Origin of the sequence: Bacillus cereus group sp. MYBK79-1 (assembly GCF_051915365.1) — a bacterium.
Taxonomy (GTDB): domain Bacteria; phylum Bacillota; class Bacilli; order Bacillales; family Bacillaceae_G; genus Bacillus_A.
On sequence record NZ_JBQAEO010000002.1, the window covers coordinates 153,922 to 177,515 of the forward strand.

Below are 23,594 nucleotides of genomic sequence, written 5' to 3' on the forward strand. Positions count from 1 at the left end.
AAGGAAACTATCTTTTTTTCACGAATGTAACCTATGAACATAACTAGGAGGGATAAATATGTACCAAACTATTGAAGGCTTCTTGCAATCATGGACATACGAGGCTGAGTCTACTCAAAAGATGCTCGATGCATTAACCGACGAATCTTTGTCACAAGAAATTGCACCTGGGCACTGGACGTTAGGTAGAGTTGCTTGGCATATCGTGACGGCAATTCCAGTTATGCTATCTGGCACAGGGCTTAAGTTTGAAGGAGAAACGAAAGATTATCCTGTACCAAGTTCTGCAGCAACAATTGCAGATGAGTATCGCAAAGTGAATGCGGCTTTCGTTGAAGCACTTCAAGGTGCATGGACTGATAAAGACTTAGCTACTATTAATGACTTCTTCGGTCGTCCTATGCCGAATTCTATATTTTTAATGACACTCATTAATCATCAAAATCACCACCGCGGGCAAATGACTGTTTTAATGCGACAAGCTGGCTTAACAGTCCCTGGCGTATATGGCCCTGCAAAAGAAGAATGGGCTGCAGCTGGAATGGAAGCTCCTAAAATGTAACTACAGAAAAAGACAAGATGTTTACACATCTTGTCTTTTTCTGTAACTTGTTTCATGTGAAACTATTTTTTCTTATTCTTGTCATACAGTTACATCTTCCTTCTCTATATTTTTAATTCCGTAATATGCAATCGCAACTCCAATTGCCGCAAGTACTAGTTGAAGGGGAAGAAAAGTTGCTGTAGAAAACATTGGGGTGTTATTAATTGCAATTGATACAACGATAAGAGATGAAACAATTGTAGTTGGCACCGAACGTTTACGCATTCCGAAATATAGAGGGATTAAACTTATTCCCGCCGTTGCAATTGCTAAAGGAACAAGATTTACTCCTTCTTGCATCAATTGATCTACTGTGAATGAATTAGGAAGAATTGAAAAATAGCTATCTATCCCAAAGAAAACTCCTACTACTAAAATGTTAGATAAAATAACTGTTATAAATGTTACTATCGCTGTAATAGCCAACTTACTAGCCATCATTTTCTTTCGGTTAATTGGATAAGAAAACATAAGTAATATTGTTTTGTTTTTATATTCACTAATTATTAACCTTGCGATTAACACACTACCAAAAATAATAAATGTTGCCCTTACTACTGTACTGGCCATCAACAAAATTGTCTGTGGATCCCTCATTTCCGGATCACCTTCTACTTGAGCAACGATGCTCGTAAAGATCATTAATGCCAGTATAGCGATATTTGCAATAATCGCTCCCCTTACATACCATCCAAGCTTAAACTTTTTCAATTCTAGCTTCATAAGACGTAGCATAATAGTCCTCCTTCCATTTACATTTTAATCAATATAAATGGCTCCTGTTTTACTTAAAATCTTCACTTCGTTTTTTGCATCACCAATCGTTCCTTCTTTTATCTTTTCTGTATTTTTATCTTTTTTAATTCCATTTACATTCACCATTACGTCGGACGAATTACTTTTAGCTGTAAGTTTTAAAGAAGTCGGAACCCCTTTATACCGTACACCAATATCTCCTGATTTTGTTTCTACAAATAATGATTCTCCTTCTTTCATATCTTTCAGTAATACTTCACCAGATGTTGAAGTGATGTTCATATTTGCGCTATTTACATTTGTTATATAGTTATCACCAGTCTTAGATTTTATATTTAATTCTTGTACTGAACTATCTTTTACAGCTAACTATCCACTTTGCGATATGAATTCACCTTTCTCGGCTGATAGTCCTACAACCATTTCATCTCCAGACTTGCTTTTTGTCACGATACTTTTTACTACTATATCGCTTATTTTCACATCACCCGATTTATTATTTAATACAATTTTATCTATTTCTTTCTTCGGAATAGCTATAGATATACTATTTTTCTTCCTAAACGTAAAACCACTAAAAAATCTGGTTACCTTTTGTTTTTGCTTAATCACAATTTTATTTTCGTCATTTTCTATTTCGACGGGATCTATCTCTTTGTCTACTTGTTGACCTCGGGCTAAAATTACTATTTTATTAGAATCTGTACTTTTAAATTCAATATCCCAATTTTCATTGTCTACTTCTATTTCTTTTATATTATTTATCTCAAAAGACTTTTCTTTCTTAAAATCTTTCCCCTGAAATACCTTAAAACCAAAAACCGCACTAGCAATTGTCAGAAATAAAATTGCAATTACTATTATTTTTTTCACCATTCATACCCCTGTTGTTGTTTTAAGCTTGCTTCACGCCACATCAATCTTGTCGATTTTACGATACGATAGATAACTAATGAAAATCCCTAATAAACAGAGCACTATTGGGATAGCTATAAAATTAAACATACTTACTTGACCGTTTCCAAGACCAACGTTACTGTTCATTAGCATCCCAATTATTACTGCAGAAGTAATCGTTGTCGGTGTCGATTTTTTTCTCATCCCAAAAAATAAAGGAATTAAACTTATACCAGATATCATAAATGCACTTATAAAAGTAGCTGGAACGGTAGCTATTATTTCCCCCATCGTAATAGGTGTTTTAATTAGCCCTATCATTGGGTTCATAAAAAATATGAGCAAACTAATAGTGAACGTAGCGATAATCATGCTCACAAAACAAAAACTAAAAACAATTGTTAATTTCGCTCTCATTAACTTTTTCCTTTGCAGTGGATACATAAACAATAGTTGCATTGTTTTATTCTTATACTCATCAATTACTAAACGCGATAAAATGACCGCACTAAAAATAAGGAATGTTATCCTTATAAAGATGTTTGCGAAATTCATATATTTTGCAAAATCAGTAAGTGCGACCTCTTCTTCAGCCTTCATCCCCCATCCCATAAGACTTACCACAGCAAAAATTGCTATAATACAAATGGCTACCCCTTTAAAGTAACTAGATAATTTATGTTTCTTCCATTCGAGCTTCATTAATTTAAACATATAAACCACGCCTCCATTACTGACATAACTATCTCTACGCTACTAACATTCTAATTCCAGCCGTAACTACGCTTAACATTCCGATCACTAGTAAAATTAACAACCATTTCCGCTCAGGTTTTCTATAATATAAAATCCCAATTATGAACATTACGATCAATCCACTTACTAGATTCACTAACAATCCATTAAGCATGAATGCCCTCTCCATCCATTACATGTAAGAAATATTCTTCTAAGGAACTATGTTTCTTATTAATACTTTCAATTTCTACATCGTTCATAATAAGTGCTTTTGAAATAGCTTGCTGAGACGCTGCCGTATCATACACACGAATCATATTTCCGCTCATTATTTTGTAATTTTTTATACCGAGTTTATCTTCTAAAATATAAGCTGCATGTTTCACATCAGGAACAGTGATTTCAATGTACTCTGTTTGTTTTCCATTAATACTCTTCATTGAAACTTCTTTTATTAGTTTTCCATTTTGAATTACACCAATTGTATCTGCCATTAGTTCCATCTCTCCTAAAATATGACTAGAGACTAATAACGTAATGCCATATTCTTTACAGAGCATTTTAAATAAGTCTCTTAATTCTTTAATACCAATTGGATCTAAACCGTTAATTGGCTCATCTAAAATGATTAATTCTGGCTTCGTCATAATCGCCCTTGCAATACCAAGTCGTTGCTTCATCCCTAATGAAAAGTCTTTTACTTTTTTATCATCTATACCGTGCAGTTTCACTAAATGTAAAGCATGATCAATTGCATTTTTATCGTAATAGCCCATATATTCACAATGTAATTCTAGGTTTTCCTTCGCCGTTAATTTATCATAAAAGATTGGATATTCGATAATTATCCCCATGCGCTTTAACAATTCATAAGATGTATCCGTTAACTTCTCACCAAAAATTTCAATATCACCACTCGTCGGTTTTATTAAATTTGTGATCATTTTCATAATCGTTGTTTTACCTGCACCATTCGGCCCTAAAAAACCGTATATCTCTCCTTTTTTCACATGCATGTTAACGCTAGAAATAACTTCTTTCCCTTTAAACACTTTCGTTAACTGATTCGTTTTTAATATATATGTCATGTCACTGTCTCCTTTCGCACTACCTTATACTTCTATAATAGACAACGGAAATCTCTTTTTTCTTACCCGTTCCTTACAAATTCCTTACGCTGAAAAAAAGCTTGTAGAATTTACTTCTCTACAAGCTAAAACAGCATCTTTTTTAATACAACTGTAAAAATTGTTTTGTCATACGGCCTACTAGAAAGATGTATTTTTCCATCCATCGCTTCCACAAGTCTTTTCGTAATCGTTAACCCTAAACCGCTCCCTTGGTACAATCTATTTCTGGAATCTTCAAGTGTGTACATACGCTCAAACACTTTATCAATATGAGATTCATCAATTCCTTTTCCTGTATCCCATACATCTATATACACACTCGTTTCATCACCTCTTAACGTCACACCAAGTGTCTTTCCATCGTCTCCATATGTAATCGCATTTGATATTAAATTATTCAATACTCTACCTAATACTTCTACATTTCCAAGTGCAAATATATTTCTTTCTGGTATATCAATATGAACTTGAAACCCTTTCGTCGTCACTAAATCATAAAAAGACAAAATCTTCTCCCGACAAACTTCATTCATATTTACTTTTGTCATCTCGATTGCCTTGTCACCAGATTCTAATTTTGCTAAATCAAAAAACTTGTGGATTAGCTCCATCACTTCTAGTGTTTTTGTATGTACTTTTTCAAGTAATATTTGCTGTTCTTCTTTATTCATCGTTTTATCCTTATTTAACATTTCTGTATATCCAAGAATAACTGTTAGTGGCGTCTTTAAATCATGTGAAATATTTGAAAGCATCTTTCTCATCGAAATTTCTACTTTTGCATGATCTGCATTCGTTTTCTGTTTTGCATCTAATAATTGATTAATTGCCACTAATAATTTTTGCAATTCTAGATCATCTGTCATAACGAGTAACTTCTCGCCTGTTTGTCCATTTACAATACGTTCTAACTTTTCATATGTGTATCGTAAATTTTCACTACTATTTTTTCTTATTTTATATTGTATGTAAATGATACATAACAATATAGAAATAATACCTAGTAACAAATTGACCATATTACATCACTTCCAACTTATAGCCGATGCCCCATAACGTTTTAATATATTCTGGATTAGATGGATCACTTTCGATTTTCTCACGCAATCTTCTCATATGAACATTAATAACGTTATCGTCACCGTAATACTCTTCGTTCCAAACTAACGTATAGATTTGTGCTTTCGTAAATACACGATTTTGATTCTTTACGAATAGCTTTAAAATCTCAAATTCTTTTAAAGTAAGTTTGAGCGATTTTCCGTTTTTTTCAACCGTAAAATTAATTGGATCAATTGCTAAATCACCAATTTGAATCATCTTTTCTGTTTCTTCTGTAACTGAATATTTCGTAGATCTCCGAATACCTGCCTTTACACGTGCAGCTAATTCAATCATAGAAAACGGCTTACAAATGTAATCATCTGCTCCAAGTCCTAATCCAACAGCTTTATCAACATCTGTATCTTTTGCCGACATCATTAAAATCGGAACGGCACTCTTTTCTCGAATGATTCGCACAACCTCTAAGCCATCTAGCTTTGGCATCATAATGTCGAGGATAATCAAATCAAATGAACCTTTTAAATATGTGTTCACACCCTCTTCTCCATCAGACGCAATTGTTACTTGAAAGCCTTCTTTTATTAAATACTTTTCCACCATCTCTTGAATTGAAATATCATCTTCAACTAATAAAATATGATGTGACATATGTCTATCCCCTTTTTTACAAACATTAACATTTTAATTGTATCGTAACGACTGAACACTGTGAAGAATTATATGAATTTTCAAACCAACTTCCCTTCCTTCCATAACAATGATATGATGAAATTTACTACGATAGTTCATAATTAACTTTATATAAAGGAGACTTTATCATGTCAGAAAACAACAAAGTAAGCTTAGCTGATTTAATGCGCGAACAACTTGCAAAGAAAAAGCAAGGTAACGGTAATGGTCAAAATGCAAAAAACCAAAGCCAAGAAACAAAAAAATTACAAAACCAACAAACGAAGAAAACAAACAACCAACGTAGACGTACAGGTGTATAAATGAACGGACAAAAACGTTCTAATATCGCACCCGGCCTTGAAGTTGATATTGTCTTAAAACAAGATCAACGAACAGGCAAACTAACACGTGGAATTGTAAAAGATATTTTAACAAACTCCCCTTCCCATCCGCATGGTATTAAAGTGCGATTGCAGGACGGGCAAGTCGGTAGAGTACAAAATATCGTTCAATAAGAAAAGGAGCTCAAGTAAACTCGAGCTCCTTTTTCTTTATTAACCTTTAATTTTTTCGATGAAAACTACTTTTAAATAGTCTCCTTCTTTAAATTGATCAATGGTACGGAAATCTTCTGGTAATGAATGTTCTTCTAATATTTTATATTTGCCATTCATTTCTTTAAATGCCGTATCGATAAAGCCTTTAAACTTTCTCATATCGAACGCACTACAATTTGTAGAAGCAACGATAATCCCGTTATTTTCTGTAATGGCAATTGTTTCTTTTAATAAGTTTTTATAATCTTTCGCTGCACTAAATGTATATTTTTTTGAGCGTGCAAAGCTTGGAGGATCCAGTACAACCATATCAAATTTCATCTTTTTCTTAGCTACATATTTGAAGTAAAGAAATACATCTTCTACAATAATATCTTGCGCTTCATAATCAACTTCATTTACACTAAACTGCTCAATCGTTTTACTTAAACTACGATTTGCAAGGTCGACACTCGTCGTTTTACTCGCTCCGCCAAGCGCTGCAAACACAGAGAAAGCACCTGTATAAGAGAACATATTTAATACTGTTCTCCCCTTTGCATATTTATCACGAATTTGTTTTCGAACGTTACGCTGATCTAAAAATACACCAACCATCGCTCCGTCATTTAAATAAATAGCAAAGTTCACACCGTTCTCTTTTACGATAAGCGGGAACTCACCGCGCTCTCCTGCTACGAAATCATCGCCTTCAATGTATTTCCCTTTCGTATCAAAACGCTTTTTCTCATAAATACCTTTAAAGTTTGCTACTTTTTGAAGAGCTGCTATAATCTCATCTCTGAAAGTATAAATCCCTTCACTATACCAACTGACTACATAATAGCCGTCATAATAATCGATAATTAAGCCTCCAAGACCATCACCTTCACCATTTAGGGCACGGAATGCTGTCGTATCACTTGATTTGTAAAATTGCTTTCGTTTATGTAAGGCAGATTTGATTTTACTTTCAAAGAAAGATTGATTAATTTGTTCACTTTCTTTTCTCGTTAAAATCCAGCCGTACCCTTTATTTTGTTTTCCATAATAACCTTTTCCAATGAATTGGTTCTTCTCATCTACTACTTTAATGATTGTTCCTTCTTCCTGAACATCATTTAAATTTTGAATCGCATCTTTTAAAATAAGCGGATATCCACTTTTAATTTCTTTTATAAATTTCGGTTTTATTTTTACAGTTACTTCTGATCGCATATAATAACTTCCTTTCCATTTCATGCTTTCTAATTCGTAGGAAGCATATAAAAAACGAGGCTAAAAATAACCTCGTTTCACTATACCATATTATTGCTTTGCTAGTACAACTCGCTCATTCTCCCGCTTAACCGCCACATATTTACTACATTTTGAAATGAAAATCTTACTGTCCAAAATAATAAAAAAAACTTATATATTTCACATTTACCATTGACAATGATAATGATTTTCATTATCATTTAATATATATGAGTTCTCGAAAATAAACTCTATTATAGGAGGAATAAAACATGATTATTGTTACAAATACAGCTAAAATTACAAAGGGAAATGGACATAAATTAATTGATCGTTTTAATAAAGTAGGTCAAGTTGAAACGATGCCAGGCTTTTTAGGATTAGAAGTTCTTTTAACGCAAAATACAGTTGATTATGATGAAGTAACAATTAGCACACGCTGGAATGCAAAAGAAGATTTCCAAGGTTGGACGAAGAGCTCAGCATTTAAAGATGCTCACTCACATCAAGGCGGGATGCCAGACTATATTCTCGATAATAAAATCTCTTACTATGATGTAAAAGTTGTACGTATGCCAATGGCTGCAGCACAGTAAACATATTTCTTTTTTAAAGTATAGAATATGAGAAGCTTTACCACTTCTCGTATTCTATACTTTTTTTACTGTCTTTTTACTAGTTTCGCATGCACGACTAACCTTCCTGCTTCCGGATCAAGTGCATAGTCACAAGTCGAAAGTGTTACGATTTGATCACTCGCTGTCAATGTTGTATCCGTTTTGTAAAGCGATTTTTCTTGAATTTTCTCCAAAAATGATGTGTATTCCGTATCACTGCTAAAATCCGTTTCAATGTAATAAAAATCAGTTGTTGTTGTATACACCGAGAACACTTCAAGATCATACCCTTCAAATAATGTATCGTAATATAATTTACGATGCGACATGAAGAAATCTTCATCTAACATTTTCTTTAAACTTCCAAACATAGAACCATCTTTCATACGGTGACCATATAAAATAGTATTTCGATTTTGAGATTTCACATCATTACGATAGTCCATAAAGATGCTTCCTGCTCTCATATCTTCACCTTTATAATTACGAAATAAATAGTAATCATTGTCTTTCGCTTGAACGATTGGATAATTAATTTGTGTATCGTCCATCGTAATCCATCCAACTATTTCTTGGTTAATTTGCTGCAGAGCTTTGAACTGTTTACGTACTTCCCCGTCTTGTGATTGCTCTTCTATCGGACTTTTTTCATAAATGTTTTGCGCTTCGGCCATTACTTTACGATTTTCATAGTAATCCATGAAAATATCACCTAATTCATATACTGAATAGAAAAAGGTACCTAAAAAAACAACTGTAAGTATTCGTTGAAAAAAAGAATTCTTCTTCCTTTCTTTTTTACTACTCAAATTATCACCTCAAAACGGATTGTTCGTATATTCAAATGCCCATTGGGACCATATACAACCCTGTATCTTCATCTTGCTTTACAACGACATCTACACCGTATATCGTCTTTATCATACTTTCTGTCACAACATCATCCGGATTACCTTTCGTAACAATTTCACCGTCTTTCATAACGATGATATGATCACTATAGCGAATCGCCTGATTAATATCGTGTAATACCATAACAATCGTCAATCCATGTACTTCATTTAACTCTTTTACTAGCTCTAATATTTCAAGTTGATAATAAATATCTAAATAGGTTGTCGGTTCATCTAAAAAGAGCATTGGTGTTTTCTGCGCTAACGTCATGGCAATCCAAACACGTTGTCTTTCTCCACCAGATAAAGCATGAATCTCTTTATCACGTTTACTTAGCAAATTCGTACATGCTAAAGCCCTTTCGATCGCTTCTCTATCTTCTTCGCTTTGCGAAGAAAAAATATTTTTATGAGGCATACGACCAAAACTTGTTAATTTCTCCACCGTCATATCTGCCGGTGCTTCATTTTGTTGATGGACAACAGCTAACTTTCTAGCAAACTCTTTCGGTTTATATTGGCTAATCGCCTTCCCATCCAGTATTACCTCTCCGCTACGAGGATCGTGATTTCTTGACATTACGCCAAGTAATGTCGATTTCCCGCAACCGTTTGGACCAATAATTGTTGTAATTTTACCAATTTCTATTTCACTACTAACCGACTTTAATCGATCCGTTACATTATCATACGAAAAGGTTACATTTTTAATTTCCATGAACTTTATCACTCTTTCTAAGCAAGAATATTAAGAATGGCCCACCAATAACTGCCATAATCGTCGCCGCTGGAATTTCGTTAGGCGGCACAATTAACCTTCCAATCGTATCCGCCGTCAAAATTAATAACGCTCCTGCAAGAGCAGAAAATGGAATTAATACTTTATGATCTGAACCGACTAGTTGCCTTGAAATGTGCGGAACGAGTAATCCTACGAAAGCGATAACACCTGCAATCGCTGTTGATACTGCCGCTAAGAGTACTGCAATAGCAGAAATAATAAGACGAACTCTCGTCACGTGTAAACCTAAATTTTTTGCAGTCTTGTCTTGTAGCGATAATAAGTTACACCAAGCTCCTACAAACAGAGCAAGAATAAGACCAATCGTTCCATACGTAACCATTATTTCTACATCACCCCACGTCTTCATCGTTATATTAGAAGTCGTCGTTTGCTTAATACTCTTAATGAAATATCCGCAAATCGTAATGAACGATTCATTTAATCCAGTGAACATCGCATTAATAGCTATACCAACTAAAATAATGCGAAGTGGACTTAACCCTGACTTCCATGAAAATGCGTAAACGAGATAACATGCAAACGCACCACCTAAAAAGGCGAATACTGGTGTCCAGAAAAAGAATTGCGGGAATAACGTAATAATAACAAGTGTCATAAAACTTGCTCCTGAAGATATACCGATCACTCCAGCATCAGCGAGTGGATTTTTCATAACAGCTTGAAAAAGCACACCTGAAACAGCAAGAGCCGCCCCGGTGAACAGCGCAATAATAATACGCGGGAAACGCAAATCTTTAATTACTTCAACATCTTCATTGGCCCCTGTAAATATCCCTTGCACAAGATCCACTATCCCTATTTCTAAACTTCCTTTCGTTGCTGACAATGACGTCATAACAATAAGTAATGCAGTAACAATGAGGAAACTCCAAGTTTTTTTATTCATTCCACTCTTCCTTTATATTAAAATGCATCACGGATACATCATTTTTTTCAATTCATCTAACGCTTCAATTGCTGCTAAATTGCCTGTCGTCCCAAATAAACGCTCTTCTAAATCGTAAACACGGTTATTTTTAACTGCAGCGAAGTGCTTCCAAATGTCATTTGTTTTAAATTCTTTATCAAACATTTTTACCACTTCATCAGGCATACCATGCGCTGCTCGTAAAATAATATCTGGATCAGCTTTCTTTAAATACTCTGTATTAGAGGCTAAATACTCTACTTGCTCACCTTGTACAATGTTTTTACCACCTAATTGTTTCACTAAATCTCCAATGTAAGAATGCTCTGTTGCTACTAAATAACTCCCCGGCACACCCAATAAAATAAGCACTGTCGGTTCTTTCTTTCCCTTTACTGCTTTTTGAATCTCTGTAACTTTGTTATCTAACTTCGTTACAACTGCTTCCGCCTGCTTTTCACGTCCATATTGCTTACCTAAATTACTAATGGTATTTTGCATGTTTTTTAAACTAGTTAAGTCTACAAATTTTGCTTTCATGCCCACACCATCAAAAACTGGCTTTAATTCATATTCAAGTGTTGTCACGGATAATACTTCTGACGGCTTTAATGATTTTACCTTTTCCATATCAGGACTCATCGGATTCCCAACTTCAGGTAAACCTTTATATCTCTTTGGTAAATCTTTCGTACTTGTTGGAACACCAACTAAATCTACTTCTAACGCATCCATAATTTCAGTAACAGCGACTGTCGTGGCAACAACTCTCTCTTTACTCTCACTCTTTACCTGTTTTGCTGCTTCTTTTTTGGGCGTCGAGCATCCAGCTATACTCACTAATAAAATGATAGCCATTAGTACACTAGCAATTTTCTTCACTCTCAATCACCACTCCTTTCCAAACAATATGAAACAAGTCTTGATGCATGCGAACATGCATCAAGACTCCAAAAATTACAATCTTCCTGCTCTATATTTACGAACTAGTAAAGCAAGTGATCCAAGCAGTAGCACCATGTATAAACCTAGTTGTGCTGTATCTGCTGTTTTTGAGTTTTTCTCTTTTTTCGGATCATTTTTTTGGCCTTCTTTTTTCTTCTTATCATCTGCATTTCGGTTAAAATCAGGATTATCTACTTTTTTTACATTATCTACTTTCGGTGTAATCACTGGATTGTTCGGATCATTTTTCGGATCTTTTTTAATCGTTCCTAACGCACCAATATTATTTGTATCAAATTGAATTTGGACATCGTAGAAATGATGGTAGTTCATTTCGTTGATATCAACTTTTACTTTTGCATTTAATTTTGCAAATAAATCACTTACTTCAAATTGCACTACTCTCGTATTTGCATTTTTATCTTCGCTTACTACTTTCGCATCAGCAAAAAGACTGTTATTTTCCGTTTGGAATTTTGTAATCCATGCACTATTTTTCAGCGTCATCTCAATGTACTTTTTACCATCTTTAACGATTAATTTTGCTGGATGTACAGTATAGTCATGCATCTTTGAAAGCTCATTTGTTTTATCTTTTAACACTTTAAATGGAATATCATATTCGCCATCTACTAAATTTTTCGGATCAACTATTACTTTTGGGTTATTATTTCCGCCTTGGTTATCGTTTCCACCTTGGTTGTTGTTTCCACCTTGGTTATCATTTCCGCCTTGGTTGTTGTTTCCACCTTGGTTGTCGTTTCCGCCTTGGTTATCGTTTCCGCCTTCGTTGTCGTTTCCACCTTGGTTACCTAAAGCTTTAATACTATTTTCATCAAATACAAATTGAACATCGTAGAAATGGTGATAATTCATTGCATCAATATCCACTTTTACTTTTGCATTTAATTTTTTCGATAAATCATCTACTTCTAACTCTACTACTTTTGTATTTTGCTCTTTATTCTCACTTAACACTTTTGCGTTAACAAAAGAACCATTCTTCTCAAACTCAAACTTTGTAATCCATGCACTATTCGTTAATGTAAACGATACATACTTCTTACCATCTTTCACTTTTAGTACAGCTGGACTCTTTGTATATGTGTTCATGATTGAAATTTCTTCTGTTTTATCTTTTAAAACTTTAAAGCCAATACTGTAGTCACCATCTTTAAGAGCTTTTGGATCAATGGTTGTGTTGTTATCTTGGTTATTATTTCCGCCTTGGTTATTGTTTCCGCCTTGGTTATTGTTTCCGCCTTGGTTGTCGTTTCCACCTTGGTTATTGTTTCCGCCTTCGTTATTGTTTCCGCCTTCGTTATCGTTCCCGCCTTGGTTGTCGTTTCCACCTTGGTTATTGTTTCCGCCTTGGTTGTCGTTTCCGCCTTGGTTGTCGTTTCCACCTTGGTTGTCGTTTCCGCCTTGATTATCGTTTCCACCTTGGTTGTCTAACGGTTTAATGCTACCTTTATCAAATGCAAATTGAATGTCGTAGAAATGGTGATAATTCATTGAATCGATATCTACTTTTACTTTTGCATTTAATTTTTCCGATAAATCATCTACTTCTACTTCCACTACGCGTGTATCAGCTTTCTTATCTTCACTTAATACGCTTGCATCAACAAATGAACCATTTTTCACAAATTCAAACTTTGTAATCCATGAGCTATTCGTTAATGTGAATGATACGTATTTTTTACCATCTTTCACCTTTAACACACCTGGACTCTTTGTATACGTGTTCATCATTGAAATTTCTTCTGTTTGATCTTTTAAAGCTTTGAAATTGATGCTATATTCACCGTCTTTAATTGTGTCAGCATCTGGATTCTTGTTTTCATCTGGTTTTTCTACTTCCGGCTTTTTATCACCGTCTGGTTGCTTTTCTTCATTCTTAATTGGCTCAAGTTTATCTTGATTAAATTGAAGTTGTAATTCATGCGTTTGTTTATAATTTTGTGATGCCACTTCAATAAATACTTTTGTATTTAACTTTTTAGATAAACTGTCTACTTCAAATTCTACTACTCTTGTATTTTTCTCTTTACTTTCACTTACTACTTTTGCATCAACAAATGAACCATCTTTTTCTGTTTGGAAATTTTTAATTGATGCGTTATCTGTTAATGTTACAGTCGCTTTTTTCTTACCGTTTTCTACTTTTAATACTGCTGGACTTATTATCTTATCTTTCATTCTAGATTCTTCATCTGTTTTATCTTTTAACACTTTAAATGGAATGCTGTACTCTCCATCTTTAATTGTTTCAACATTTGGTTTTTCTACTTCCGGTTGTTTCTCTTCGTCTTTAATTTGTTCAAGTTTGTCTTGATCAAATTGAAGTTGTACACTGTGTGTTTGCTTGTAACCTTGTGATGCCACCTCAATAAATACTTTTGTATTTAATTTTTTAGATAAATCGTCTATTTCAAATTCTACTACTCTTGTATTTTTTTCTTTATCTTCACTCACTACTTTTGCATCAACAAACGAACCATTTTTTTCTGTTTGGAAATTTTTAATTGATGCGTTATCTGTTAATGTTACAGTCGCTTTTTTCTTACTGTTTTCTACTTTTAATACCGCTGGACTTATTATCTTATCTTTCATTCTAGATTCTTCATCTGTCTTATCTTTTAACACTTTAAATGGAATGCTATAATTTCCATCGTTAATTGTGTTAGAATTGGGTTGTTGATCTGGGTCAGGCTTTTGGTCGGGCTTCTGACCTGGATCCGTAGTTTCATTTGGATCTGGCTTATTAGCTGGGTCCTCTTTGTCATCTGGTTTTTCTACATGAATTGGTGTAATACTATTTTGATCAAATACAATACGAACGTCATATTCATGATGATAGTTTAAAAAATCAATATCTACTTTTACTTTCGCTTTTAATACCTTCTCTACATCTTCCACATCAAATTCTACTACTCTTGTATCTTTTACTTTATCTTCACTAATTACATTTGTCTCAACAAGCTGACCTGCCTTTTCTGTTTCAAACTTCGTAATCCATGAACTATTTTTTAATGTAAAGGACACTTTATTTTTCCCATCCTTCACTTTTAAAACCCCTGGACTTTCAGAGTATTCATTCATCATGGATACTTCATCCGATGTATCTTTAAGTACTTTAAAACCAATTGAATATTCACCATCGGCTAATTTAGTAGCTGCTTGAACTGCAAGAGGTTGTAATGTTGAGACGAATGTAAATACCATTAAAAACATAGCAACAATAATTTTTACATACCTGTTCAATGGAACGACTCTCCCTTTTCGAAATTTTTTAATTATTTAATACTGTTCCCATCAAATACAAAACGAATATCATATGAAGCATTATAATTAATAATTGGGATATTAATTTTCACCTTGCCATTTAGTTTTTTTGACAAGTCAGCAACTTCAAATTCTACTACTCTAGTATTCTCTTTTGTATTTTCACTTAACACAGTAGCTTCTACGAATTGACCATTTTTTTCTACTTGTAAACTTTTAATAGAAGTACTATCTTTCACCTTGAATGAAACATATTGTTTTCCATCTTTAACTGTTAATGTTGCCGGACTTTCAAAATAACTATTCATTCTAGATGATTCATCTTTATCGCCTTTCCATACAGTAAAAGCAATATTATATTTTCCATCAGCCAATTTTGTAGCAGCCTTTGTATCTTGTAAACCTAGTGTTGCTATAAACGTAAATAAAACAGCAAATACGGCAATAATCATTTTAAATTGTTTAAACATATATTCATCGCCCTTCAAAAGATTTATTTATTTACTTAACTTCACTTTACGAATTAAGAAAACACCTGAAATTAGAATTAGCACTGCAAACAATCCAATACGTGCTTCATCGCCTGTTTTGGGGTTATCTGTTTTTTCAGCTTTTCCATTTTCATTTTTTGTTTCTTTGTTCGCTTCTTTAGCTGTTTCCTTACTCTCTACTTTTGTTTTCTCTTCTTTTACTTGTGTATCTGTTTTCACTTGATCATTATTTTTTGTTGTAGCAGCTACACCGTTATCGCCACCTACCGCTTTTACATTTGCATCAAACGCAAAGCGAATTGTGTAATGATGGTCATAATTCACATCTGGTACAACAACATGAATTTTTGCAGCTGCTGGTTTAGATAAATCATCTATTCTAAACTCTACAGTTCTTTTATCTGCTGATTCATCTTTACTAACAACTTTTGCATCAATAAAATTCCCGTTCTCAGGTGCTTTAAATTCTGTAATCCAAGCACTATGATTCATCGGAATTTGTACTCTCATTTCGCCATTTTTCACAACTAGCTTAGCTGGTTTCTCAAAATAATCATTTGCCATAGATGCTGAGGCATTTTCCGCTTTTTGAATGACATAGTTAATATCATACGTACCGTCAGCTAGTTGAGCTGAAACTTTCCCATATGGCATGACAAGAAAAGCTAGCATACATACGAACGTTATAATAAAAGCGGGTAATACAGAAATCTTTCTCATTTGGCTTACTTCCTCCTTGTTTATCCTTTATCCATACTTTTTTGAAAATGATAATTATTCTCAATTTATAAGAAAAAAATAATAATCCTCTATCATTATTTAATTGTAATTTTTTTATGTAATGTAGATATTATTGATTATCATTCTCACTACATGTTAAAAATAATATCCCTCCTTATTCCTTATAAAGAGCGATTCACATTTTAACATAAGTTCCTATTTATTCTGTTGATTATCATTCTCAATAAATCTCAAAAAAAATAACGCTTACCATTCTCCTACTCTATCACCTCTATTTACAAAATGATATCGTTATAGAAAACCTTATACCTTTCACTCCTCACTTTCCTTCCAATATTTCCACAACTAAGTCAATCTTAGCCTAATGCTAATTTTTTTGTCAACTATATTACGTATAAAATTTTTAATATCTGAATTTCCCTATATGCAATTTTTTCTACAAAAAAAGAGACTTTCTTTCATAGAAAGCCTCTTTTCACTATTTTTCTACAGCAACTTCTTGCTTTTGGAACAAGGAAATGACATATCCAATGACAATACCTACTAGAGCAGGAACTAACCAACCAATCCCTACACTATATAACGGAATTTTATTTAAAATAGGTGCTAATGCCGCAATTTGAAGATTTGCATTGTGCAATCCATCAAAGAAGCTGATCATGAATGCTCCTACAATACCACCTACATACATTACTAAAGGAAGACGAATGTAGTTTTCAACAAGTGATAATACAATCAGCACGATACCAATTGGGTAAATTGCAATTAAAATCGGTAATGCTAATGCATTTAACTGAGTTAACCCAAGATTCGCTACCATAAATGCTAATACACAGAAAATGAAAACGACTTTTTGATAAGAAAGCTTTGGTAATAAGGAAGAAAAATATTCCCCACAAGCTGCAACAATACCTACAGAAGTTGTTAAACATGCTGCTGTAATTGCAATTCCTAATAATAAAGTTCCATAACTACCAAACAAATGATTTACAACGTTTGTTAAAATAATTCCTCCGTTTGCTCCCATTCCAAGAGACACACTAGATGCTCCCAGATAAGCAAGTGCTAAATAAACAAGTAGTAAACCGAGCGCTGCAATAAATCCTGCAAAGATTGTTACTTTCGCAATGCTGTTCTTATTTGTAACACCTTTTGCTTTTAAAGCATTAATAACAACATTTCCGAAAACAAGTGCTGCAAGTCCATCTAAAGTTAAATATCCATCAATAAAACCTTTAAAGAGCGGAGCACTATATGCTTCTGTCGGTGCACCAAATTCTCCAATTGGTGTAATAATTGCTTTCACTACAATAATTGCAATAACAGCTAATAAAATCGGAGTTAATACTTTACCGATGCGGCCCACTAATTTCGATGGGTTTAAAGCTAAATAGAAAGTTACGGCAAAGAAAATGAATGTAAAGATAACAAGTGGATACGATTGACTAGCTATCTCACTTGGTAAAAACGGTGCAACACTCATTTCATAAGCAACTGTTCCTGTACGTGGAACACTTACGAATACACCTAAACACAAATAAATTGCAGTGATAAAAACAAGTGCGAATACAGGGTGTACACGTCCCGCTAGCTCATTAATATCGCCCTTTAGAGCTATAACAATTACCCCTAATAAAGGCAATCCAACACCTGTTACGATAAAGCCAAATAACGCGATCCATACGTCTGTTCCAGCACCTTGCCCTAAAGCCGGCGGAAAAATCATATTGCCTGCACCGAAAAATAGTGCAAATAACATTAAACTTATTGCAAACATCTCAGAAAACTTTAAAGATGATTTCATTTCTACTAACCTCCTAAATAATTTTTTATTAACAAAATATTCTGAATTAAATACCGTCACATATCCTCTTTCAAGCATACTTCCCCGTAAAAGAACGCAAAAAACACCCGTCCCTAACAAAGGGACGAGTGTTGAAATCGTGGTTCCACCCTTATTCTAATAAAATGAATTTATAACAAAATAAGCTCATTTTATAGCTCGTGTAAATTGATAACGGTTTTATCCGCCAAGAATTACAATGCATCATGCAGTTCACTCTTGAAGTTTAGAGGTGGTAAGTTTGCCTTTCCGTATTAGGAAGCTCACAGCCTAAGGCTTCCCTCTCTGAGAATCGTCAAAAACAACTCATGTCCTCATCATTACTTTTATAAAATATCTTGTCGAAACTTGTTGTTTTTTTATTATATGGGCTATTTTTTAAAAAATCAATAGTTTTATTTTTTCTGACAAAAAAATATAGGGAGAAAATTTTTCCTCCCTATAACTGCCCTATTAATATTTCTAATTCCTCAGCTGTAATGTTCCGCCATTTTCCCACATCAAGATTGTCTAGCTCTATATTCATAATACGAACTCGCTTTAACTTTGTTACAGTAAACCCGAAAGCACGGCTCATTCTGCGAATTTGTCTGTTCATTCCTTGCGTTAAAATGATGCGAAATGTAGATTGATCCACTCTCGTCACTTTACATGGCTTCGTCATTCCATCTTTAATCTTTACACCGTTGGACATTTCATTAATAAACCAATCTGTAAACGGCTTATCGACAGTAACAACATATTCTTTCTCGTGCTCATGATCACCATGTAAAATTTGATTCGCAATCCCGCCGTCATTCGTTAATAAAATAAGTCCTTCCGACGCTTTATCTAATCGTCCAACAGGAAAGATACGCTCTGGATAATTAATATAATCAATAATATTATCTTCAATATGATCGGCTGCTGTACAAGTAATGCCAACTGGTTTATGAAAGGCAATATACACCTTTTCCTTCTCTTCCTTTGCAATAACCTGCCCATCAATCGTTACAACATCACCATCGCTCACAAGTGCACCGTGCGTACACATTTCACCGTTAATACAGACGCGTCCTGCTTTAATAAGGCGGTCTGTTTCACGTCTTGAGCAGGATTTTGCTTCGCTTATGTATTGGTTGATTTTCATAGCTTATTCCTTTTCATATAGATTAAAAGCGTCAATCTATGGCAATATCACTCTGCCACGATTGACGCTCTTTTACTTCGCAAAAACAACTAAATAAATAACCCCAATCACCAAAAATATTCCGCAACAAGCTAACAATACTTTTGCAAGTTTGTCCATAAACATATAATGGTTTCCCCTTTGTTTCGTTGTTTGCTATTTTAATTCGACAACTGTTACGCCTAGGCCTCCCTCGCCCATGTCACCGTAACGGTAGTTCTTCACACCGCGATGTTTCTTCAAGTAATCTTGTACACCTTGGCGAAGCGCTCCTGTTCCTTTACCGTGAATAATTGATACACGAGGATAGCTTGCAAGCTGTGCATCGTCTAAATATTTCTCAACGCGCATCATTGCATCTTCATAACGTTCACCGCGGAGGTCAAGCTCTAAAGAAACGTGATAATCTCTACCCTTCACACTTGCAACTGCTTTTTTCTCAGTTTGCTTCGGTGTATTAATGTATTCCATATTGGATTCTTTCACTTTCATCTTCAGAATACCAATTTGTACGTTCCACTCTGTATCACTTACCTTTTCAAGTAATTGACCTTTTTGACCGAACGTTAATACTTTTACTTCATCGCCTGCGCGTAATTGTTGTTTTGGCGCAGTGTTTTTCACGTTTACTTTTTGTTTCTTCACAAGCTCTGGCGCCGCACCTTCTAGACGGCTCTTCGCTTCAATAAGCTCATGGTCTTTCACGTTTACAAGCTGTGCTTTACGCAATTGACGAAGTTCTTGAATAATGCCTTCTGCTTCTTTCTTTGCAGCTTCGACTTTTTCTTCCCCTTCTTTTTGCGCTTTTAATAATTTTTCATCGCGCTCATCATTAAATTCAATAATTTGACGCTGTAATTCGCGATGCAGTTTTTCAGATTGCTTACGAAGTGCTTCTGCCTCGTTCCAGTCACGCTCTGCGTTCTTTTGACTTTCTTCTAACTTCGCAATCATATTTTCAATTTTGTTTGTATCTGTACTAATGTGATTACGAGCTTGATCAATAACGCGATCAGATAATCCAAGGCGTTTTGAAATTTCGAAGGCATTACTACGCCCTGGTACACCGATTAATAATTTATACGTTGGGCTTAATGTATTCACGTCGAACTCTACACTCGCATTAATAACTTGCTCACGGTTATATCCGTATGCTTTTAGTTCTGGATAATGCGTCGTAGCAACAACGCGAGCACCGCGATTACATACTTCATCTAAAATTGAAATTGCTAGTGCAGCTCCTTCTTGCGGGTCCGTTCCAGCACCTAATTCATCGAATAAAACTAAGCTTTCGAAATCAGCTTTTTCTAAAATATCAACAATGTTCACCATATGTGAAGAGAACGTACTTAAACTTTGTTCAATCGATTGCTCATCACCGATATCAGCAAAGATATTTTTAAATACACAAATCTCTGACTCGTCCATTACTGGAATGTGAAGACCAGATTGCGCCATTAACACACAAATACCAACTGTTTTCAGCGTAACTGTTTTACCACCTGTATTCGGTCCTGTAATAACAATTGTCGTGAAATCTTTACCTAACATAATGTTATTTGGCACGATAATTTCTGGATCAATAAGCGGATGACGTGCTTGTCTTAAATCCATATAACGCTCGTTATTTACGATTGGCTTCGTTGCTTTTATACGCTTCGCATAAAAAGCTTTCGCAAAGATAAAGTCAAGATTCGCCACTACTTCTACGTTAGATAAAACGATATCCGCTTCTACTGCCACTTCTTCTGTTAACATCAATAAGATGCGTTCGATTTCTTGTTTTTCTTTCACTCGTGCTTCTTGAAGCGCGTTATTTAACTCTACAATGACTTGTGGTTCAATAAATAACGTTTGCCCAGAAGCTGATTGATCGTGGACAATACCGCCGTATACGCCGCGGTATTCTTGTTTTACTGGGATTACGTAACGTTCGTTACGAATCGTTACAATCGCGTCAGATAGCATCTTTTGCGCGTTGGAAGAACGCGTCATGTTTTCTAACTTTTCACGAATACGGCTTTCTGCAGTACGAATTTGAGTACGAATACCGCGCAGTTTATCACTTGCGCTATCGACTACTTCACCGCCATCACCGATACAATTTGTAATTTTCTTTTCTAAATCATATAAAGATACAATTTGAGCGACATGAGTTTCTAAAATTGGAAGCTCGACACCATTATCAACCATATCTTCGATGAAACGTTTCATATTACGACTACCGTACATCGTATTGGCAATATCAAGTAGTTCATTTGGGCTTAACATACTTCCAATCTTTGCACGCTTCACATTTGAGCGAATATCCGTAATACCACCTAATGGTGCACTACCTTTTAAACGAATGACTTTCGCTGCTTCATCCGTTGTATCTTGCATTTCTACAATTTCTTCAAAATCAGTGCTTGGCACTAAATGCTTCACTTTGTCACGGCCAAGTGAAGAGGCTGTATGTTCAAGTAATTGTTCTTTTACTTTATTATATTCTAATACACGCAACGTTCTTTCTAACATGTTGCAGGTCCCCCTTGTGTTACTTATTACGTTTAATATAGTCTAATAAACGTTCAATATCCCACGTGTTAATCACGTTATCTTTTTGAATCCAACCTTTACGTGCTGCTGCTACACCTGTTTCCATATCTTCTAACATTTCAAGTGTATGAGCATCCGTATTAATCGCTATTTTTACACCCGCATCTTGTGCTTGTTTTAATAATTTCGCGCTTAAATCTAGACGGTTTGGATTCGCATTTAATTCTAAAACTGTATTTGTTTCTTTTGCGAGCTCGATTAATAAATCTGTATCTACATCATAGCCTGCGCGGCGTCCAAGGAGACGTCCTGTCGGATGAGCAATCATTGTGACATGTTTATTCTCAAGCGCAGCACGAAGACGTTTCATAATCGTTTCACGGTCTTGTGAGAAGCTAGAATGAATCGCTCCAATGACATAATCTAATTCTGCTAACACTTCATCATCAAAATCAAGTGTTGCATCCGGTAAAATGTCCATTTCAATTCCGCGTAAAATTGTAATGTCTGGATACTTTTCGTTCATACGTTCAATTTCTTTCGCTTGTTCACGAAGGCGCTCTTTCGTTAAACCATTCGCTACTTTTAAGTATTGAGAGTGGTCGGTAATTGCCATAAATTTATAACCACGAGCACGACATGCTTGTACCATTTCCTCAATTGAAAAGGCACCGTCACTCCACGTTGTATGCATATGTAAATCACCTTGTATATTAGAGAACTGAATTAAATTTGGATACTCTTTAATTAATTCAATTTCTTTTCCATCTTCACGCACTTCTGGCGGGATAAATGGAAGGCCGAAATGAGCAAAGAATTCCTCTTCTGTTTCAAATGTCTTCACTTCGCCTGTTTCTAAGTTTTCTACACCGTACTCACTAATTTTCTCGCCTCTATCTTTTGCGATTTGGCGCATTTTTACGTTATGGTCTTTTGATCCTGTGAAATGGTGAAGAGTTGTAATAAATTCTTCAGGTTTTACTAAACGGAAATCGATTGAAATATCATATTCATATTGAAGACGAACAGAAACTTTCGTATCTCCACTTGCAATGACTTCAATCATATTATCAAATTGCAGTAAATGCTCACGCACTGCCGCTGGTTCTGTTGTCGCAATGATAAAGTCTAAATCTTTCACCGTTTCACGAACGCGGCGCAAACTACCAGCACGAGAGAAACGAATTACTTCAGCAATATTCGACAATTTCTCCTCTATTTCCCCGGCAATAGGCAATACCATTGAGATTGGTAAACGCTCTGGACGAGATCCTACTTGATCGATTGCTTCTAATATTTTCTCTTCTGTCTTCTTACCGAAACCAGCTAAAGCTTGTACTTTATTTTCCTCACAAACCGCTTTTAGCGATTCCATATCAACAACACCAAGTTCTTTATATAACTTAGCTACCTTTTTACCACCAAGACCTGGTAATTTTAATAACGGTAATAAGCTACTTGGCACTTCTTTCTCAAGCTCTTGTAATACTTCAGATGTTCCCGATTCTATATATTCTTGAATAACTGCTGCTGTTCCTTTTCCAATGCCCGGAATCTTCGTAAAATCTTCAATCTCAGAAAGACTACGATCATCACTTTCTAATGCTGCTGCCGCTTTACGAAATGCAGATATTTTAAATGGATTCGCGCCCTTTAGTTCCATAAACAGGCCGATTGTCTCTAATAATTTAATAACTTGTTTTTTATTTACCTTCATCATT

General features: G+C 34.8%; 22 protein-coding genes, 1 pseudogene and 1 other annotated feature. Of the genes and pseudogenes, 4 read left to right on the forward strand and 19 right to left on the reverse strand.

Features of this window, described 5'->3' with window-relative positions:
• The first annotated feature begins 58 nt into the window (after positions 1-58).
• Entirely contained in the window at positions 59-562 is a 504-nt protein-coding gene (locus ACTFOB_RS05480) for a DinB family protein (RefSeq protein WP_440024920.1), read from the forward strand.
• 81 nt (positions 563-643) lie between these two features.
• Here the strand turns inward: ACTFOB_RS05480 and ACTFOB_RS05485 are convergent, their stop codons facing one another.
• The 7 genes and pseudogenes from ACTFOB_RS05485 to ACTFOB_RS05515 all read right to left on the reverse strand — a co-directional run bounded on the left by ACTFOB_RS05485 (position 644) and on the right by ACTFOB_RS05515 (position 5,838).
• Positions 644-1,339: an ABC transporter permease gene (locus tag ACTFOB_RS05485; RefSeq protein WP_440024922.1), complete on the reverse strand. Its 696-nt coding sequence runs from the start codon at positions 1,337-1,339 to the stop codon at positions 644-646.
• Positions 1,340-1,363: 24 nt separating this feature from the next.
• Positions 1,364-2,236, reverse strand: a pseudogene (locus tag ACTFOB_RS05490) (DUF4097 family beta strand repeat-containing protein).
• Between the two features lie 30 nt (positions 2,237-2,266).
• On the reverse strand, positions 2,267-2,971 hold the full coding sequence (locus tag ACTFOB_RS05495; RefSeq protein WP_440024924.1) for an ABC transporter permease: 705 nt from the start codon (positions 2,969-2,971) through the stop codon (positions 2,267-2,269).
• A 34-nt stretch (positions 2,972-3,005) separates the two neighbouring features.
• Positions 3,006-3,167, reverse strand: a complete 162-nt coding sequence (locus tag ACTFOB_RS05500) for a hypothetical protein (protein ID WP_440024926.1) — start codon at positions 3,165-3,167, stop codon at positions 3,006-3,008.
• Complete coding sequence (locus ACTFOB_RS05505) at positions 3,160-4,083, reverse strand: ABC transporter ATP-binding protein (protein WP_440024927.1); 924 nt, start codon at positions 4,081-4,083, stop codon at positions 3,160-3,162. Before ACTFOB_RS05505 ends, ACTFOB_RS05500 begins: the two co-directional genes overlap by 8 nt.
• A 125-nt stretch (positions 4,084-4,208) precedes the next feature.
• Positions 4,209-5,144, reverse strand: coding sequence for a sensor histidine kinase (locus ACTFOB_RS05510; RefSeq protein WP_440024929.1), 936 nt, complete (start codon positions 5,142-5,144; stop codon positions 4,209-4,211).
• Between the two features lies 1 nt (position 5,145).
• Complete coding sequence (locus ACTFOB_RS05515) at positions 5,146-5,838, reverse strand: response regulator transcription factor (RefSeq protein ID WP_440024931.1); 693 nt, start codon at positions 5,836-5,838, stop codon at positions 5,146-5,148.
• A 170-nt stretch (positions 5,839-6,008) separates the two neighbouring features.
• On the opposite strand from ACTFOB_RS05515, the gene ACTFOB_RS05520 reads away from it, so the two are divergent.
• Both ACTFOB_RS05520 and ACTFOB_RS05525 read left to right on the forward strand, forming a co-directional pair.
• Positions 6,009-6,182, forward strand: coding sequence for a hypothetical protein (locus tag ACTFOB_RS05520; RefSeq protein ID WP_440024932.1), 174 nt, complete (start codon positions 6,009-6,011; stop codon positions 6,180-6,182).
• Positions 6,183-6,377, forward strand: a complete 195-nt coding sequence (locus tag ACTFOB_RS05525; RefSeq protein ID WP_001014310.1) for a YwbE family protein — start codon at positions 6,183-6,185, stop codon at positions 6,375-6,377.
• A gap of 39 nt (positions 6,378-6,416) precedes the next feature.
• Here the strand turns inward: ACTFOB_RS05525 and ACTFOB_RS05530 are convergent, their stop codons facing one another.
• Positions 6,417-7,616: a class I SAM-dependent rRNA methyltransferase gene (locus ACTFOB_RS05530; protein ID WP_440024934.1), complete on the reverse strand. Its 1,200-nt coding sequence runs from the start codon at positions 7,614-7,616 to the stop codon at positions 6,417-6,419.
• A 293-nt stretch (positions 7,617-7,909) separates the two neighbouring features.
• Between ACTFOB_RS05530 and isdG the strand changes: the two genes are divergently transcribed.
• Positions 7,910-8,233 (forward strand): heme oxygenase, encoded by a 324-nt coding sequence (isdG, locus tag ACTFOB_RS05535; protein WP_087996694.1) that lies wholly within the window; start codon positions 7,910-7,912, stop codon positions 8,231-8,233.
• A 65-nt stretch (positions 8,234-8,298) separates the two neighbouring features.
• Here the strand turns inward: isdG and srtB are convergent, their stop codons facing one another.
• From srtB to polX, 11 genes are all read right to left on the reverse strand, one after another.
• Positions 8,299-9,063 carry a class B sortase gene (gene srtB, locus ACTFOB_RS05540; protein ID WP_151633377.1) on the reverse strand — a complete coding sequence of 255 codons (765 nt, stop codon included), beginning with the start codon at positions 9,061-9,063 and terminating at the stop codon, positions 8,299-8,301.
• Between the two features lie 31 nt (positions 9,064-9,094).
• The gene (locus ACTFOB_RS05545; RefSeq protein ID WP_440024935.1) at positions 9,095-9,865 is read right to left on the reverse strand and encodes an ABC transporter ATP-binding protein; all 771 of its coding nucleotides are present in this window, start codon (positions 9,863-9,865) and stop codon (positions 9,095-9,097) included.
• A complete protein-coding gene (locus tag ACTFOB_RS05550) occupies positions 9,855-10,838 on the reverse strand; it encodes a FecCD family ABC transporter permease (protein WP_064474638.1) in 984 nt (327 codons plus the stop codon). Before ACTFOB_RS05550 ends, ACTFOB_RS05545 begins: the two co-directional genes overlap by 11 nt.
• Positions 10,839-10,865: 27 nt before the next feature.
• Positions 10,866-11,747, reverse strand: coding sequence for a heme ABC transporter substrate-binding protein IsdE (isdE, locus tag ACTFOB_RS05555; RefSeq protein ID WP_440024937.1), 882 nt, complete (start codon positions 11,745-11,747; stop codon positions 10,866-10,868).
• A gap of 69 nt (positions 11,748-11,816) precedes the next feature.
• On the reverse strand, positions 11,817-15,071 hold the full coding sequence (locus tag ACTFOB_RS05560; RefSeq protein WP_440024939.1) for an NEAT domain-containing protein: 3,255 nt from the start codon (positions 15,069-15,071) through the stop codon (positions 11,817-11,819).
• 32 nt (positions 15,072-15,103) lie between these two features.
• Positions 15,104-15,562: an NEAT domain-containing protein gene (locus ACTFOB_RS05565; protein WP_048544307.1), complete on the reverse strand. Its 459-nt coding sequence runs from the start codon at positions 15,560-15,562 to the stop codon at positions 15,104-15,106.
• Positions 15,563-15,589: 27 nt separating this feature from the next.
• Positions 15,590-16,303, reverse strand: a complete 714-nt coding sequence (gene isdC, locus ACTFOB_RS05570) for a heme uptake protein IsdC (RefSeq protein WP_440024941.1) — start codon at positions 16,301-16,303, stop codon at positions 15,590-15,592.
• A gap of 499 nt (positions 16,304-16,802) precedes the next feature.
• Complete coding sequence (brnQ6, locus tag ACTFOB_RS05575; protein ID WP_440024942.1) at positions 16,803-18,128, reverse strand: branched-chain amino acid transport system II carrier protein BrnQ6; 1,326 nt, start codon at positions 18,126-18,128, stop codon at positions 16,803-16,805.
• A 117-nt stretch (positions 18,129-18,245) separates the two neighbouring features.
• Positions 18,246-18,497, reverse strand: a binding site (T-box leader).
• 109 nt (positions 18,498-18,606) lie between these two features.
• Positions 18,607-19,296, reverse strand: a complete 690-nt coding sequence (locus ACTFOB_RS05580) for a 23S rRNA pseudouridine(2604) synthase RluF (RefSeq protein ID WP_440024943.1) — start codon at positions 19,294-19,296, stop codon at positions 18,607-18,609.
• A gap of 195 nt (positions 19,297-19,491) precedes the next feature.
• Complete coding sequence (locus ACTFOB_RS05585) at positions 19,492-21,852, reverse strand: endonuclease MutS2 (protein WP_440024944.1); 2,361 nt, start codon at positions 21,850-21,852, stop codon at positions 19,492-19,494.
• 19 nt (positions 21,853-21,871) lie between these two features.
• A complete protein-coding gene (gene polX / locus ACTFOB_RS05590; protein ID WP_440024945.1) occupies positions 21,872-23,590 on the reverse strand; it encodes a DNA polymerase/3'-5' exonuclease PolX in 1,719 nt (572 codons plus the stop codon).
• Positions 23,591-23,594: the final 4 nt, after the last annotated feature.

What these genes read in the sequence shown, in the direction of transcription:
- ACTFOB_RS05505 (WP_440024927.1), bottom strand. Translation starts at nt 4,083, where the DNA reads ATGACATATATATTAAAAACGAATCAGTTAACGAAAGTGTTTAAAGGG.
- ACTFOB_RS05515 (WP_440024931.1), bottom strand. Translation starts at nt 5,838, where the DNA reads ATGTCACATCATATTTTATTAGTTGAAGATGATATTTCAATTCAAGAG.
- ACTFOB_RS05545 (WP_440024935.1), bottom strand. Translation starts at nt 9,865, where the DNA reads ATGGAAATTAAAAATGTAACCTTTTCGTATGATAATGTAACGGATCGA.
- ACTFOB_RS05585 (WP_440024944.1), bottom strand. Translation starts at nt 21,852, where the DNA reads ATGTTAGAAAGAACGTTGCGTGTATTAGAATATAATAAAGTAAAAGAA.
- ACTFOB_RS05510 (WP_440024929.1), bottom strand. Translation starts at nt 5,144, where the DNA reads ATGGTCAATTTGTTACTAGGTATTATTTCTATATTGTTATGTATCATT.
- ACTFOB_RS05565 (WP_048544307.1), bottom strand. Translation starts at nt 15,562, where the DNA reads ATGTTTAAACAATTTAAAATGATTATTGCCGTATTTGCTGTTTTATTT.
- isdG (WP_087996694.1), top strand. Translation starts at nt 7,910, where the DNA reads ATGATTATTGTTACAAATACAGCTAAAATTACAAAGGGAAATGGACAT.
- ACTFOB_RS05525 (WP_001014310.1), top strand. Translation starts at nt 6,183, where the DNA reads ATGAACGGACAAAAACGTTCTAATATCGCACCCGGCCTTGAAGTTGAT.
- ACTFOB_RS05580 (WP_440024943.1), bottom strand. Translation starts at nt 19,296, where the DNA reads ATGAAAATCAACCAATACATAAGCGAAGCAAAATCCTGCTCAAGACGT.
- ACTFOB_RS05500 (WP_440024926.1), bottom strand. Translation starts at nt 3,167, where the DNA reads ATGCTTAATGGATTGTTAGTGAATCTAGTAAGTGGATTGATCGTAATG.
- brnQ6 (WP_440024942.1), bottom strand. Translation starts at nt 18,128, where the DNA reads ATGAAATCATCTTTAAAGTTTTCTGAGATGTTTGCAATAAGTTTAATG.
- polX (WP_440024945.1), bottom strand. Translation starts at nt 23,590, where the DNA reads ATGAAGGTAAATAAAAAACAAGTTATTAAATTATTAGAGACAATCGGC.
- ACTFOB_RS05530 (WP_440024934.1), bottom strand. Translation starts at nt 7,616, where the DNA reads ATGCGATCAGAAGTAACTGTAAAAATAAAACCGAAATTTATAAAAGAA.
- ACTFOB_RS05520 (WP_440024932.1), top strand. Translation starts at nt 6,009, where the DNA reads ATGTCAGAAAACAACAAAGTAAGCTTAGCTGATTTAATGCGCGAACAA.
- ACTFOB_RS05480 (WP_440024920.1), top strand. Translation starts at nt 59, where the DNA reads ATGTACCAAACTATTGAAGGCTTCTTGCAATCATGGACATACGAGGCT.
- ACTFOB_RS05495 (WP_440024924.1), bottom strand. Translation starts at nt 2,971, where the DNA reads ATGTTTAAATTAATGAAGCTCGAATGGAAGAAACATAAATTATCTAGT.
- ACTFOB_RS05550 (WP_064474638.1), bottom strand. Translation starts at nt 10,838, where the DNA reads ATGAATAAAAAAACTTGGAGTTTCCTCATTGTTACTGCATTACTTATT.
- ACTFOB_RS05485 (WP_440024922.1), bottom strand. Translation starts at nt 1,339, where the DNA reads ATGCTACGTCTTATGAAGCTAGAATTGAAAAAGTTTAAGCTTGGATGG.
- isdC (WP_440024941.1), bottom strand. Translation starts at nt 16,303, where the DNA reads ATGAGAAAGATTTCTGTATTACCCGCTTTTATTATAACGTTCGTATGT.